The organism is Sphaerisporangium sp. NPDC005289 (genome assembly GCF_040607455.1).
GTDB lineage: Bacteria > Actinomycetota > Actinomycetes > Streptosporangiales > Streptosporangiaceae > Sphaerisporangium > Sphaerisporangium rhizosphaerae.
Genome location: NZ_JBEXGS010000005.1, coordinates 136,154 through 150,159 on the forward strand (window position 1 = coordinate 136,154; position 14,006 = coordinate 150,159).

Annotated in this window: 8 protein-coding genes; 3 read left to right on the forward strand and 5 right to left on the reverse strand. The window is 73.7% G+C overall.

All coding sequences use genetic code 11. The annotated features are described in order from the left end of the window. Window positions 1–68: 68 nt before the first annotated feature. The 3 genes from ABZT47_RS11375 to ABZT47_RS11385 form a co-directional block, all read right to left on the reverse strand. Window positions 69–1,436, reverse strand: coding sequence for a glycosyl hydrolase family 28-related protein (locus ABZT47_RS11375; RefSeq protein ID WP_354839073.1), 1,368 nt, complete (start codon window positions 1,434–1,436; stop codon window positions 69–71). Between the two features lie 167 nt (window positions 1,437–1,603). After that, window positions 1,604–2,266: a thymidine kinase gene (locus ABZT47_RS11380; protein WP_354839076.1), complete on the reverse strand. Its 663-nt coding sequence runs from the start codon at window positions 2,264–2,266 to the stop codon at window positions 1,604–1,606. An 87-nt stretch (window positions 2,267–2,353) separates the two neighbouring features. Further along, window positions 2,354–3,685: a hypothetical protein gene (locus ABZT47_RS11385; protein WP_354839079.1), complete on the reverse strand. Its 1,332-nt coding sequence runs from the start codon at window positions 3,683–3,685 to the stop codon at window positions 2,354–2,356. Between the two features lie 268 nt (window positions 3,686–3,953). On the opposite strand from ABZT47_RS11385, the gene ABZT47_RS11390 reads away from it, so the two are divergent. Both ABZT47_RS11390 and ABZT47_RS11395 read left to right on the forward strand, forming a co-directional pair. Further along, window positions 3,954–6,152 carry a hydantoinase/oxoprolinase family protein gene (locus tag ABZT47_RS11390; RefSeq protein WP_354839082.1) on the forward strand — a complete coding sequence of 733 codons (2,199 nt, stop codon included), beginning with the start codon at window positions 3,954–3,956 and terminating at the stop codon, window positions 6,150–6,152. Next, entirely contained in the window at window positions 6,149–8,053 is a 1,905-nt protein-coding gene (locus ABZT47_RS11395; protein WP_354839085.1) for a hydantoinase B/oxoprolinase family protein, read from the forward strand. The genes ABZT47_RS11390 and ABZT47_RS11395 overlap by 4 nt, the downstream gene beginning before the upstream one ends. 26 nt (window positions 8,054–8,079) lie before the next feature. Here ABZT47_RS11395 and ABZT47_RS11400 read toward each other — a convergent pair whose 3' ends face one another. After that, window positions 8,080–9,759 (reverse strand): prolyl oligopeptidase family serine peptidase, encoded by a 1,680-nt coding sequence (locus ABZT47_RS11400; RefSeq protein WP_354839088.1) that lies wholly within the window; start codon window positions 9,757–9,759, stop codon window positions 8,080–8,082. A 79-nt stretch (window positions 9,760–9,838) separates the two neighbouring features. On the opposite strand from ABZT47_RS11400, the gene ABZT47_RS11405 reads away from it, so the two are divergent. After that, on the forward strand, window positions 9,839–10,411 hold the full coding sequence (locus ABZT47_RS11405) for a helix-turn-helix domain-containing protein (protein ID WP_354839091.1): 573 nt from the start codon (window positions 9,839–9,841) through the stop codon (window positions 10,409–10,411). Window positions 10,412–10,435: 24 nt separating this feature from the next. Here ABZT47_RS11405 and ABZT47_RS11410 read toward each other — a convergent pair whose 3' ends face one another. Beyond that, a complete protein-coding gene (locus tag ABZT47_RS11410) occupies window positions 10,436–13,957 on the reverse strand; it encodes a serine/threonine-protein kinase (RefSeq protein ID WP_354839094.1) in 3,522 nt (1,173 codons plus the stop codon). Window positions 13,958–14,006 lie beyond the last annotated feature (49 nt).

Genomic DNA, 14,006 nt, shown 5'->3' on the forward strand with positions numbered 1-14,006 from the left:
GCCCGCGGTCCGCCCTCCCTCGGCCCGCGGTCCGCCCTCCCGGCCCGCTCTCACGGTGGCGGCGCCGGTCAGCCCGAGATGTCCGCCGTCGCCCAGCTGTCACGGAAGGCGTAGCGCGCCGGCGCGCTCGCGTACCGCAGGAACGCCGAGCCGCCGGTGACGCCCACCGCGGTGGTCGTGTGGTGGGTGCGGCAGCCCTCGTAGATCATCTTGCCGTTCGTCAGGGACGTGCCGACGCCGCCTACCTGGTGGTAGCCCGCCAGCGTGCAGTCCTGGTAGCGGACGATCGGGATCCGGTTCGAGGCCGGGGTGTAGAGGTGGAAGTTGTAGGGCGCGCCGTCGCTTCCCGACACCGACGCGATGTCGGAACAGGAGGTGAACGTCACCGACCCGAGACCCCAAGCGCACTCGATGATCTTCTGGTTCGCGCTCTTCTTCGGCTCGAAGCGGACGCCGTTGACGTTCAGCCTCGACGCGGTCGCGTCGCCGTTGGCGGTGGGCATGTAGAAGTATCGCGCCGCCTCCGTGCTGGTCATCGACCACGAGCCGCCGAACACGTTGATCGAGCCACCCCGGTCGAAGCGGAAGAAGTCGCCCGCCTGGAGCGCGAAGTTGCACGACAGCACGAAGTAGTTGAGGAACTGGTTCTGCTGGCTGTTGCCGGCCGGGTTGGTGATCCCGCAGTGCAGGAAGGCGTCGGTGTACCTCGACGCCGTGTCGGTCGAGCACATGACGAAGTGGTGCTCGCTGTTGTTGTTGGCCTGGGAGTCGCCGTCGATGCCGATGACGCGGTCCCACGTGCCCCGCCACTCGACATTGCGGTAGACGAAGTACTGGTTCTGCCCGGCCCCGTACGTGGGGTACACCGAGGCGCCGTCGACCTGGTCCACCGACCAGTAGTACGCGAAGCGGTTGGCGGCGTTGGTCGAGCGGAAGCTCATGTCCTCGAAGGAGGTGTACCGCAGGCGCACGGCGGCGGTGATGAGGTTGTTCTCGCGCGGGTCGGCGTTCGGGGTGAAGGAGGTCGCGAAGTCGATGTTGGTCACCCGCGGGCCGGCGCCCCGGAAGCGCAGGCCGAACACCTGGTCCGCGGAGCCCGAGGTGGGCGACCACATCAGCGTGTCCTTCTTGGTCACCTTGTAGTTGCCCGGCGGGAAGAACACGTCCTTGCGGACGACGCCGGAGGCGCGGCCGGCGATGGCCGCCGCCACCGCCGCGCGGATCGCGTCGGAGTCGTCGGTGACGCCGTCGCCCTTGGCGCCGTAGTCCTTGACGTCCACGGTGAACACCGACGGGTCGGTGTTGGCCGCCGCAGGCGACGCCGCCAGCAGGTCCAGGGCGCCCGCGCCCGTCGCGGCCAGACCGCCCGCCGCACCGAGGGCGAAGGCCCTGCGGCTCACCGTGCCGGAACGGTCTCCTGTGTCGTGTTCAGGCATGCTGGAAACACTCATTTCGGTCTTGATCGTTGGAGGGGCGATCAAGGTACCGCAGCTATCCAACGGCGCGGGGACGTTTCGCTCAAGCGGTGCACGAGGGACTCACCGGGACGTCCGGGACTCCGGTCAGGGCGCTGGACGTGCGGGTTCCGCGGGGGAGACTCCGGTCAGGCGCCGGCCGTGGTGAGCGACGCGGCGCGGGACTCGCCGAGGTCGCCGGAGCGGTAGTGGCGGCGGCACAGCACGCGGTAGTGCACCTGCGCCCCGTCGGTGTCGGCGATGACGACCTGCTCGCCGGTTCGTGCCATGACCCCGTCCACGACGCGGGCGTTCAGCCTGCCCTGGCGCCCGCACCAGCACAGCACCTCCACCTGCAGCCGGGACACCTCGTCGGCCAGTTCGAACAGCCGCTGTGCGGCGGGGAACATGCGCGAGCGGAAGTCCGAGGCCAGGCCGAAGGCGTAGACGTCCACGCCGTGCTCGTCCACCAGTTCGGCGAGCTGCTCGATCTGCGTCACCGTGTAGAAGCACGCCTCGTCGCAGATGAGGTAGTCGATGCGGTCGTGGGCGAGCACCAGCCCGACCAGGTCGAGGTCCTCGTCGACCTCGACCGCCGAAAGGCCCAGCCCGATGCGGCTGGTGACGCGCGGGCCGCCCGAGCGGTCGTGCTTGGTCAGCACCAGTCCCCGCCGGCCCTGGCGGCCGTGGTTGTAGTTCATCTGCAACGCGAGCGTGGACTTGCCGCAGTCCATCGGGCCGTGGAAGAACCTCAGCACCGCGTCGCGGTGCGGGGGTGCGGGGACGGCGGACAAGGCGGACGTATCACTCACGGGGCGTCAGCATACAGTTCGCCCGCGCACGAGGGCCGCCTGGCGGGGGTCAGGCGGCCGGCCGACCGGTGGCGTCGGTGGGGGTGGTCAGGTGGTGGCGGGCGCCGCGTGGCGGAGGAGGGTGAGGCCGGGGATGGACAGCCGGGCCGCGGGACCGCCGCCGTTTCCTCCTTTCCCGCCGTCGAAACGCAGGACGCCGTCGGTGACGCCCACGTAGACCCCGTCCCCGCCGGGCGTGACCACGGCGCCGCGCGCGGGCGAGGGCAGGCGCCACTCGCGCCGCACGGCCAGCGAGTGCGGGTCGACGGCCCGCAGGGACGGCCCGGCGGCCAGGTACACGAAGCCCTCGGAGGAGGCGAAGACCGACGCGGCCGTCGTGCCCGCCGAGGCCGACGCCGCCGAGGAGCCCTTGGCGGGGGACGCGCCGATCGTCGCGGTGTCGACGATGGTGAGCGACTCGGTGCTCGCCCGCACGAGCGTTCCTTGGCCGTCCTCGTACACGTACAGCGAGCCCGCGGAAAGGGTGAGGGTGTGTCCGGCGGCCGGGGCCCGGCCGAACGGCTCGGGCAGGTCCAGGCAGTACGCCCACCGCTGGTTGAGGTCGAGCACGTGGACGAACGCGTGCACCCCGGTGCCGCGCCCGGCCAGCAGGTCACGGGTGTGCAGGTGGTCGGGCTGGTGGGTGTAGAGGGTGTAGAGCCGCTGCTGGACGGGGTCGAGCACGGCGGCGCGCCCGTCGCCGCGCATGGTCTCCTCCGCGTCCTCGGGCACCGGCTTCTTGTCGCGGGTGGACAGCGGCCACAGCGCCTTGTGCTCCAGGTCGTAGACCTTCACCTTGTAGCTCTCGGGCGCGGCGGCGGGCAGATACTGCAGGAGGAACAGGCCGTCGCCGACGGCGGTGAACCCGTCGGGCTGGAAATTGCCCTTCAGGCGGACGGTCCTGGGCTTGCGCCCTCCGTCCGGCGCGACGACCACCACGCTGGTCCTGGTGCGCCCCGGCCGGCCGTAGGGGGTGGCCGGGGGAGGGGGCGTCAGGGCCACAGCGTTCTCCAGCGAGGACACCACGCGCGGGATCAGGCCCCGTGGAACGGAGGTACGAGCGGTCGCCTCGCCGGTCAGGGCGTCCAGCGTCACCAGGTCTCCGGCGGGGGAGACGGTGTACAGGCGCCGCCAGTCCGCCGAGGGCACCGGCCGGTCGGCGGTGAACAGCGTCGTCCCGGTCCCGGCGTCGAAGGCCGCCAGGCGCGCCGAGACGTCGGCGTAGACGATGTGCCGCGCGGCCGGCGGCGTGGCCGCGGCCATGGGCCGGGGTGCGGAAACGGGGGAGGCGGGGGTGCCACCGGGGCCGCCGGTGCACGACGTGAGCAGTGCCGTGCCGGTCAGACCGCCCGTGAGCCTCAGGAAGTCGCGTCGCTCCATGCCCTTCCTACCGCCGCCACGTCCCGCGGGTTCCACCATGGTGCCCGCGGGTTTCAAGGCCCGGCGCGCCGCGGGTCCCGACCGGCTCACCACGGGTTCCGGCCGGGTGCGCCGCGAGGTTCGCGGACGACGTTCCGCGGGTTCCGGTCTGGTGGCGTGAGGAGGGCGGCCGGGGCGTATGGACGGCGGAAGCTGCCGATGGATGGGCGATTTCTTGGCGGATCTCGCTGATTCCCGAGGCGGGAACGGTTCAGTAGACACTGAGAGCATGCGCAATGTCCGTATCGGCGTCGACACCGGGGGCACGTTCACCGACGTGGTCATGGTGGACGAGCAGACCGGCGAGATCACCACGACCAAGACCCCTTCCACGCCGGCCGATCCGGCGGAGGGGTTCATGAACGGCGTGCACAAGATCCTCGCCGGACGGCTCCTCGCCGACGTCGCCGGCATCGTGCACGGCACCACCGTCGCGACCAACCAGCTCCTCGAGGACCGCCCGGTCGACCTCGGCTTCGTCACCACCGAGGGCTTCGAGTTCATCCTGGAGATCGCCCGGCAGAGCGTCCCGGACGGGTACGGCAACTCCTACTTCTGGGTCAAGCCGCCCCGCATCGTGCCGGTACACCGGGTCAGGACCGTCGGCGGGCGGCTGGACCATCTCGGCCGGGAGGTGCGGCCGTTCGACGAGGCGCAGGCCGTCGAGGTGGCACGGTGGTTCCGGGCGCGGGGCGTCACCGCCGTCGGCGTCTGCTTCCTGCACTCCTACGCCGACCCCGGGCACGAACGCGCCATGCGGGCCGTGCTGGAGCGCGAGCACCCGGACGCGGTGGTCTCCCTGTCCAGCGACGTCCTGCGCGAGTACCGCGAGTACGAGCGCTCGGTGACGACCCTGGTCGACGCGGCCGTCAAACCCACCATGCGCCGCTACATCGCCAACCTGTCCTCGCGCCTCGGCATGCCGTTCTCGGTGATGAAGAGCAACGGCGGGGTGCTGTCGGCGGCCGAGGTGGTGCACCAGCCGATCACCACGGTGCTGTCCGGGCCGGCCGCGGGCGCGCTGGGCGCCGCCCTCATCGCGGGCACCGCCGGCCGCCGTTCGGCCATCACGCTGGACGGCGGCGGCACCTCCACCGACGTCGCCGTCGTCGTCGACGGCGAGCCGTCCCTCACCACCGAGGGCTCCGTCGGCCGCTACCCGTGCAAGATCCCGATGATCGACATCGTGACCGTCGGCGCGGGCGGCGGCTCGATCGCGTGGATCTCCCCGGAGGGCACGCTGAAGGTCGGGCCGAGGTCCGCCGGGGCCGACCCCGGCCCGGTCTGCTACGGCAAGGGCGGCACCGAGGTGACCGTCACCGACGCCCACGTGTACCTCGGCCGCGTGCCGCCCCACCTGCTCGGCGGCGAGATCCCGCTGGACGCCGCCGCGGCCGGCGCCGCCGTCGAGGCGCTGGCCGGCAAGCTCGGCCTATCCCCGGAGCGCACGGCCGTCGGCATCCTGGAGATCAGCGCGTTCAACCAGTCCAACGCCATCCGGCAGATCACGGTCAAGCGCGGCCTGGACGTGCGCGACTTCCCGATGGTGGCCTTCGGCGGGTCGGGGCCGCTGCTGGTCTGCCGCCTCATCGACATCCTGTCCCTGCCGGCGGTGGTCGTGCCCGTCGACCCCGGCAACGTCTCGGCGTTCGGCCTGCTCACGGTGGACGTCAAGAACGACTACGTGCGCACGCACGTGACGCGCGAGCTGTCGCCGGAGGCGGCGCGGGACGTCTTCGGCGACCTGGAGGCGCAGGCGGCGGACGCGCTGCGGCGCGAGGGTTTCGCCGGCGACCGGCACATCTACGCGCGCAGCGCCGACCTGCGCTACTTCGGGCAGGCGTACGAGGTGCGGGTGCCCGCGCCGTCCGGCCCGCTGGACGAGGCGTGGCGGGCCGAGGTGCTCGGCCGCTTCCACGAGGCCCACCACAAGCTGTACGGGTACGGGTACCGCGACGACCCCCGGCACGCCGTCGAATGGGTCAACCTGCGCGTCTCGGGCATCGGTCCCATCACCCGCCCCGCCCTGCCCGAGCTGCCGATCCCGGCGGACGGCGCGCCACCGCCGCCTCCCGGCCACCGCAGGGTCTACTTCGAGGAGGACCCGGCCCCGCCCGGCCCACGGGGCGGGCGGCGGGACGACAGACCGAACGACAGACCGGACGACCGGCGGGACGACAGACCGGACGACCGGCGGGACGGCTGGTGGACGGCGCCCGTCCACCAGCGGGGCGACCTGCGCCGCGGCGACGTCGTCACCGGCCCCGCGGTGATCGAGGAGTACGGCTCCACCCTGCCGCTGCATCCCGGCTTCACCGCCGAGGTCGACGCCCACGGAAACCTCGTCGTGCGGTCCGCGAGCCGGTCTCAGGACCAGGTGACGGCCGGCGGGCCGGCCGCGGAGCTCGTGAAGGGAGCGGACGCGTGAGCGAGGTCGACCCGGTGCTGGTGGAGATCGTCGAGGGGACCCTCGCCTCGGTCGAGATGGAGGTCGAGACGGCCATCGCCCGCACGGCCCGCTCACCGATGATCCGCGACGCGCACGACTTCCGCGCGGGCATCCACGACGCGCGGCTGCGCAAGCTGACCGGCCGCTCCTACTCGGCGCTCGTCCAGCCGATCGTGCGCGACTTCCCGATCGCCGAGATGAACCCCGGCGACGTGTTCTTCCACAACGACGTCTACCTGTCGGAAGGAGGCATCGGCCACCTGCCCGACCTGTGCGTCACCGTCCCGGTGTTCCACGACGGCGAGGTGGTGGCGTTCGTGCAGGCGTTCGGCCACCACGACGACATCGGCGGCGCCGTGCCCGGGTCGATGCCCTCGCGGGCCCGCAGCGCCTTCGAGGAGGGGCTGATGGTCCCGCCGATCAAGCTGTGGGACCGCGGCGTGCCCAACAGGGCCGCCCTGACCATCATGACCCGCAACTCCCGCATGCCCGACTCGCTGGCCGGTGACCTGGACGCCGAGTGCTCGGCCTGCCTGATGGGGGCCCGCCGGCTGGCCGAGCTGTTCGCCCGGTACGGCCGGGCCGCCGTCGAGGGATGCTTCGACGCGATCATCGCCAAGACCACCGAGACCTTCCGGCGCGAGCTGCTGTCCAAGATCCCCGAAGGTGTGCACGTCTGGGAGGACTACGCCGAGCACGACGGCGTCGAGGAGCCCCGGCTGCACGCCCAGCGCATCACGCTCACCGTCGACCACTCGGCGGAGCGGCCGCTGGTGATCGACTTCACCGGCACCTCGCCGCAGGCCAAGGGCCCGATCAACCATGCCGGCGACTACGCGGGCGGCGTCTTCCTGATCAAGTGGCTGGCTCCCATCCTGCGCAATCTCGCCGACACCCCCGAGCGCATGGCCGAGCTGGACGTCAACGAGGGCGTCGTGCCGCTCATCGAGATGAGGTTCCCCGGCAAGGGCACCCTGCTCACCCCGGTCTTCCCCGCCCCGACCAACGCGCGCACGTTCGTCATCCTGCGCCTGCTCGGCGTGCTCGCGGGCGCGCTGGCCAAGGCCACCGGCGGCCGCATGCCCGCCGACCAGGAGACCATCCGCTACACCGGCGTGTACGGGGAGGACGAGGAGGGCCGGCCGTACCTGATGCGCGAGGTGCTCGGCGGCGGCTCCGGCGGACGCTGGTACGCCGACGGCGAGGACACCATCCACATCGTCCCCGACTCGCGCAACATCCCCGTGGAGTTCGCCGAGGCGCGCTGGCCGTTCAGGGTCGAACGGCTCGGCCTCGCCCGCGACTCCGGCGGCCCCGGCCTGTACCGGGGCGGCCTCGGCTACGACAAGCACATCCGGATGCTGCGCGACGCCTCGTTCATGTCCATCGCCGACCGGTCCATCCTGGCCTGCTGGGGCGTCAACGGCGGCAGGGCGGGCCGCCCCTTCCTGGTCACCGTCGGCGGCCGGGAGATGGAGGGGCTCGTGGACGACTTCCCGGTCAGGGCCGGCGAGATCGTCCGGGTGCGCACCACCGGGGGCGGCGGCTGGGGCTCGCCCTACGACCGCGACCCCGAGGTGGTGGCCGCCGACGTCCGCGACGGCAAGGTGTCGCCCGAGGGCGCCCGCGCCGACTACGGCGTCGTCCTGGACGGCCCGGCGGACCAGCCACGCGTGGACGCCGCCGCCACCGAGGCGCTGCGGGCGGAACTGCGCGCCGCCCCGGCGGTCCCCTTCTTCGACCGCGGCCCCGGCTATCCCACTCTGTCCGGCGGCGAACCCCACGCCGACGTCGACCTCCTCGACCTCGACGACGCGGGCAACGCGGACGGCGTCGGCGGCGTCGGCGGCGCCGGCGGCGCGGACTCCCGGACCGGCTGAGCCCGGGAGGCGGGCGGGGCCTTCGGTCACGGGAGCAGCAGGCCCCAGTAGAGGGCCCAGGGCAGGAACACGACCCCGCCCGCCAGCAGCAGCCCGAGCCGGACCCGCTCGCCCCGGCCGGGACGTCCCCCGAGGTGGGGGAGGTCTCCGGTGGCCTGGTCGCCGGCGCGGGGCGCCCGGCCGTGGAGCAGGCCCGACGCGACCACGGCGGTCGCGGCCGCCGTGGTCACCGCCAGAGCCTGCAGCACGAGCCAGATCAGCGGCCGCCCCGCCGCCACCGGTCCCGTGGTGGCCAGTTTGCCTCCGGTCATGACCAGGTAGAACACGTAGCCGAAGGAGCCGGCGACCGAGGTGAGTCCGCCCGCGCTGAGCAGCCGCGCGGCCCGGCTCGCCGCGGGGCGCGCACGGCCCCGCAGGCGCCGCACCACCGTGGTCGCCGGGTAGGCCGTGAACGCGACCAGCATCAAGGCGAGGGCGGCGGCCTGGGCGTTCGCCGACTCCCACCACGCCGGCGGATCGACGGTCACGGTCGGTGAGGCCTGTACGGGCGTGGGTCCGGAGACGCTCGTGAGCGGCGCCTTTCCCGCGATGGCGGCGGCGGTCCAGGACCCGACCAGGTCGGCGTAGCCGGGGGCGAGCTCGGGCAGGCGGGTGACGCCGCCGTCCGGGGTCCGGTGCGCGGCGTGGTCGGCTTCTCCGAAGAAACGGAAGGTGTAGCGCCGGTTGCCGCCGCTCTCCAGCGCCTTGGCGAGCAGCGGGGGAGTCTCCCGGGGCGGCGTCAGCAGGTCGTAGGTGCCCCAGATGGCCAGGACCGGCTGACGGAGCGAGGCCAGAACGGGGGCCGGGTCGTAGTACGGCTCGGGGAACATGCCGCCGTCGCTGATCGCCCGGTACAGGTTCGGCTCGGTCCGGTCGACGAGCGAGCCCGACACGCCCGCTTTGCGCAGCCCGGCCGCCACCGCCCACGTCTGCTGGCGCAGCGGCTGCAGCGCGTTGGCGCCGACCAGCACGACGAACGCGACGTCCGCGGACCGGGAGGCGGCCAGCGGCGCGACCCAGCCGCCCTCGCTGAGCCCCCAGATGCCGACCTTCGCCGGGTCGACGCCCGGCTGGGAGCGAAGCGCCGCCACCGCGCCGAGCGCGTCGTCGGCCAGCTGGGAGTACGACCGGCGGAACAGCGAGTAGCCCACCGACCGCTTGTCGTATACCAGGACCGACAGGCCCCTGCGGGCGAACTGGACGGCCTCCTCCATGAGCTTCGTGCGCGGCGTTCCGGATCCGGCGCCGTGCACCAGGACGATGCCCCGGCGCCCCGGCCCGGCGGCGGCGGGGGAGAGCACCGTGCCGTGCATCTCAAGGCCCCCGGCGCCCCGGAACGAGACCTCCCGCGCCGCCAGGTCCGGGGGGACCGCGGGCCACGGCTCGACGAGGCCGTGCGGAACGGCACGCGCCCCGGCGAGGGAGGGGCCGGCGACGGCGTGGGCGGTGGCGGGGACCGCGAGGGAGGGGACGGTGACGGCGAGGGAGGGGCCGGCGACGGCGTGGGCGGTGGCGGGGACCGCGAGGGAGGGGACGGTGACGGCGAGGGAGGGGATGGTGACGGCGGGGATGGTGACGGCGGGGATGGCGAGGGAGGGGGCGGCGACGGCGGGGATGGCGAGCAGGCGGAGCGCGGTCGCGGCGGCCGCGAGGATGCTTGATGTCATATCGCCGAACCTACTCTGCAGAGAGTTCTCGGCAAAGGAGCATCTGCAGATATCCTTCTGCGGTATTAGGCTGCTCCTCATGAAGGATGACGAGCCGTTCCTGCTCGACGACCCCGCGCGGCTGAAGGCCCTGGCCCATCCCATGCGGCGCCGCATGCTGCGCCACCTCAACATGTACGGCCCGGCGACCTCCACCACGCTGGGCGAGCTGCTCGGCGCCAAGACCGGCACTACCAGCTACCACCTGCGCCAGCTGGAGAAGTACGGCTTCATCGAGGAGATCCCGGAGCGTTCGACGGGCCGTGAGCGCTGGTGGCGCACCGCCGGAGGCCGGGGGGACATCCGGCTCCCCACACCCGACCGGCTCGCCCCCGAGGACCGTCCCGTCCTGGCCGAGTTCCACCGGCTGGGCATGGAGGAGGACCGCCTGCTGTTCGAGCGCTTCCCCGAGGTCCACGCGCGCGACCCCGAATGGGCCACCGGATCACGAGGCTTCGGATGGATGACCAAAGAGGACTTCGCGCGGTTCTACGAGGCGTACATCACCCTGCTCAAGGCGCACACCCACCGCCCCGAGACCGCGCCGCCGGGCGCCCGGCCGGTCTATGTCCGCCTTTTCACTCTTCCCGCCGACGACCCCGCCGTCGAGTGAGGCCCTGGCGGGAGCACAGTACGGTCAGGAGCGGCAGACGTCCCGGTAGGGGATGCCGGGGAGGTAGCGGGTCCACTCCGCGCGGGTGAGGGTGCGGCCGGCCCGCGCGCACACCGCCGTCGCGGCCGCCCCGGCCCCGGCGGGCAGCCGGTAGAGCGTGCCGCTCTGGTCGGAGATCGTCAGGGCCGAACCGTCCGGGTCGAACGCCATGCTCATGGCGAAGTCGCCGAACAGTTTGACCGGCACGCCGATCCGCCGCTTGGCGTCCACGTCCCACAACTGCACCGTCCTGGACTCGCTCACCGTGGCCAGCAGCCGCCCGTCCGGGGAGAAGGACATGAGCGCGATGGGCTCGGCCACCCCGCGCAGCACCGGCGGCACCGCCGACCTCGTCCGCGTGTCGTACAGCGCCACGCGCCCCGCGCCGCCGCCCGAGGCGAGCAGCCCGCCCGCCGGGCTGACCGCGAGCACGCCCAGCGACGGCGCGCTGTTGAACGGCGGGCCCACCTGTGCGCCGGAGACGGCGTCGAGGAGCCGCCCCGCGGACGTGGCGATCGTGCGCCCATCGGGGGTGAAGGCGATCGCGCCCGGGCCGGTGGCCGGTCGCAGCGTCCTGATCAGCCGCCCCGTGCGGGCGTCCCATTCCGGCAGGGGGAACTCGGCCGACCCGTTGAGGGCGGTGAGGACCGCGGCGTAGGTCGCGCCGTCCTGGCTGAAGACGCCGCCCACCGAGTCGAATCCGGAGGGGAGCCTGTGGCTCCACAGCGGTGTGAGCGACGGGATGTCGAAGGCGCGCAGCGTGCCGCCGGTGACGGTGACCGCCGTCCGGCCTCGGGGGTCGAAATCGGCGGGCACGCCGGAATCGGCCGTGCCGGGAAACACCCCGGCGTACCGGCGCCGCCGCACGTCCCACAGCCGGATCGGGGTGGAGTCGGAGAGCTCGGCGGACATCCACCGGGCGTCCGGGCTCAGGCCCGTCTTGAAGACCTTCCCTCCGGGGCCGGTCGTGGTGACGCGCGGCCGGACGTCGAGGGTGACGACCGTGCCGTCCATCAGGAAGCGCAGGGTGCGGCCGTCGGAGCCCAGGCTCGCGTTGTCGACCTCGCCGTCGGCCCGGTAGGAGAAGATCCGCCGCTGGTCGGCCACCCGCCACACCGTGATGTCGCGGTCGGCGAACCCGAGCAGGAGCCGCCCGTCGGGGCTGAACCGCAGCCCGAGGCTCCCGCCGCCGGCCAGCGCCCCGCCCTCGGGCCAGCGCCAGTCCTCGTCCTCGTGATAGGGGATGCGCTTGCCGGTACCCGTGGTGACCAGCCTGACCGTCCACCCGGCACACGCCAGGGTCGCGCCGTCCGCGCTGAAGGCCGCCACACCGGTGTCGCTCGGGCAGGCCTCGCGGAAGCGCCGGTCCTCCGTGCCGCCCGGCAGCCGGTAGGCCCTCAGGCCGTTCTCCGTGGCGACCAGCGCCGCCAGGTGCGCCTTGGCCGACACGACCGGGCCTGAGCCCCTCCAGTGGTGGCGGCCGTAGGTGCGGTCCGTCGCGAGATCCCAGACATAAGGCTCGCTGTCGTCGTCCACGAGGGTGAGCGTGGACCCGCCGGTCCCGAACGCCACCCGGGTCCACAGTGACCCGCCCGGCAGCCGCAACCGGCCGCGCTCCCTGCCGGCCCGCAGGTCCCACACGATGAGGACGTCCGCTGTGGAGATCGCCACCAGCCGCCCGTCCGAGCTCAGCGCGACCTCCCGCACGTCCAGCCCGCGCGTCGCCGGTGTGGGGACGCGCCTGATCAGAAGGCCCCGCGCCAGGTCGTAGAGGCGGATCTCGCCCGGCGACACGCTGACCATCAGCCGCCCGTCCCCGCTCAGCGCCCTGGACGGAGAGTCACGCACGGGCGGTTCGGTGAATACGGCCGTTTCCGGCTGGTAGAGGGAGGACATCAGGCTGGAACGGGCCTCGGCGCCGCCGTCCAGGCGGTAGGCGGCGACGCTCAGCAGCATCGCGGCGGCCGGGTCGGCGGTGCGCAGGGTACCGGACAGGTAGGCCAGCTCGCGGCCCTTGGCCCGGTCGCGTTGCGCGGTGATCTGGTCGCGCTGCTCGGCGACGCGGGCGCCCTGGTAGACCGCGAGGCCCCCGGCCGCGAGCGACACGACGAGCAGGACGGCCAGCGCCGCGGTGAGCAGGCGGCGGCGGCGCGCGCGCCGGCGGGTCAGCGCGGCCGAGGCGTCCAGGAAGTCGCGTTCGAGCGGGTTGAGGGTGAGCCGGCGGCGCCCGGTGGCGGCCCACCGCACGGCGGCGTCGAGGCGGCCGCCCTGCAGCACGTCGCCGTCGCGGCGGCCGTGCTCGTCCCACTGCCGCGCCTGCGCGAGGATGCCGGCGTGGACCGGCAGGCCCTCGTGCTCGTCCCGCACCCAGGAACGCAGCCTCGGCCACGCGCCCAGCAGCGCCGGGCGGACGAGCCGCACCTCTCCGTCCTGGTGCGAGAGCACGTAGGCGAACACGCGCAGCACGTTCTCGGCGCCCGCCGGCAGTTCGTCGGCCCGCGCCGGGCGGGTGACCGGCTCCCCGTCCGGGCCGATCGCCACCATGCGCAGGAAGACCTCCGGCGCCAGGTCGCGCTCGGCCGGGGAGAGCATGCCGTAGGCGTCCTCGGCGAGCGTGCCGAGGGCGGGGTCGCGCGCCTGCGCCGGGCCGACCCGTCCCGCCGCCGCGCTGCCCCGCTCCAGCAGCCGGGCCGTGCCGGCGCCCTCCCCGCCGCTGATCAGGCCGAGCAGCAGGTCGGTCGCGGTGGGACGGTCCTGGGGCTCCTTGCGCAGGGCCGCTGCGACCAGCGGGCGCAGGGAGGCGGGCAGGACGTCCAGGTCGGGGTCCACCGACAGCACCCGGTGCATGACCCCGCCCAGGCTCTCGGCCTTGAACGGGTCCTCGCCGGTGGCGGCGAACAGCATGACGCCGCCCCAGGCGAACACGTCGGCGGGGGCCCCCGCGCGCTGCCCGGTGAACACCTCGGGGGCCATGTACGTCGGGGTGCCGGCCACCAGCCCGGTCGTGGTCAGCGACATCTCCAGCGTCCGGGCGATGCCGAAGTCGATCACACGCGGCCCGTCCGGGCCGAGCAGCACGTTGTCGGGCTTGAGGTCGCGGTGGACCACTCCGGCCTCGTGGACGGCCGCCAGCGCGGTCGCGACGGCCGTGCCCAGGCGGTGCAGGTCGTCGCCGGTGAAGGCGCGTCCGTCCTGCACCGCGCGGCGCAGGCTCGGCCCCTCCACGTACTCGCTGACGATGAACGGCCGCTCGCCGTCCAGCTCGGCGGCGATCACCCGGGCCGTGCAGAACGAGGCCACTCGCCGCGCCGCCGAGGCCTCCCGGCCGAAACGGTCCCGGAGCTCCGGGTCGCCGGCCGCGCCGCCGTGCACCACCTTGAGCGCGACCCGGCGGCCCTCCTCGTCGTAGGCCTCGTAGACCACGCCCTGGCCGCCGGCGCCCAGCCGTCCCGCCAGCCAGTAGCCGCCCAGGCGCTCCGGATCGTCCGGGCTCAGCCTTCCCGCCATGTGCCGCCCCCCTGTCTCCGCGTCGCCCCGCCGGCACGACACGGCATTA

Excerpts from the sequence above, each read along its gene's own strand:
- ABZT47_RS11375 (WP_354839073.1), bottom strand. The coding sequence starts at position 1,436 with ATGCCTGAACACGACACAGGAGACCGTTCCGGCACGGTGAGCCGCAGG.
- ABZT47_RS11385 (WP_354839079.1), bottom strand. The coding sequence starts at position 3,685 with ATGGAGCGACGCGACTTCCTGAGGCTCACGGGCGGTCTGACCGGCACG.
- ABZT47_RS11390 (WP_354839082.1), top strand. The coding sequence starts at position 3,954 with ATGCGCAATGTCCGTATCGGCGTCGACACCGGGGGCACGTTCACCGAC.
- ABZT47_RS11400 (WP_354839088.1), bottom strand. The coding sequence starts at position 9,759 with ATGACATCAAGCATCCTCGCGGCCGCCGCGACCGCGCTCCGCCTGCTC.
- ABZT47_RS11405 (WP_354839091.1), top strand. The coding sequence starts at position 9,839 with ATGAAGGATGACGAGCCGTTCCTGCTCGACGACCCCGCGCGGCTGAAG.
- ABZT47_RS11410 (WP_354839094.1), bottom strand. The coding sequence starts at position 13,957 with ATGGCGGGAAGGCTGAGCCCGGACGATCCGGAGCGCCTGGGCGGCTAC.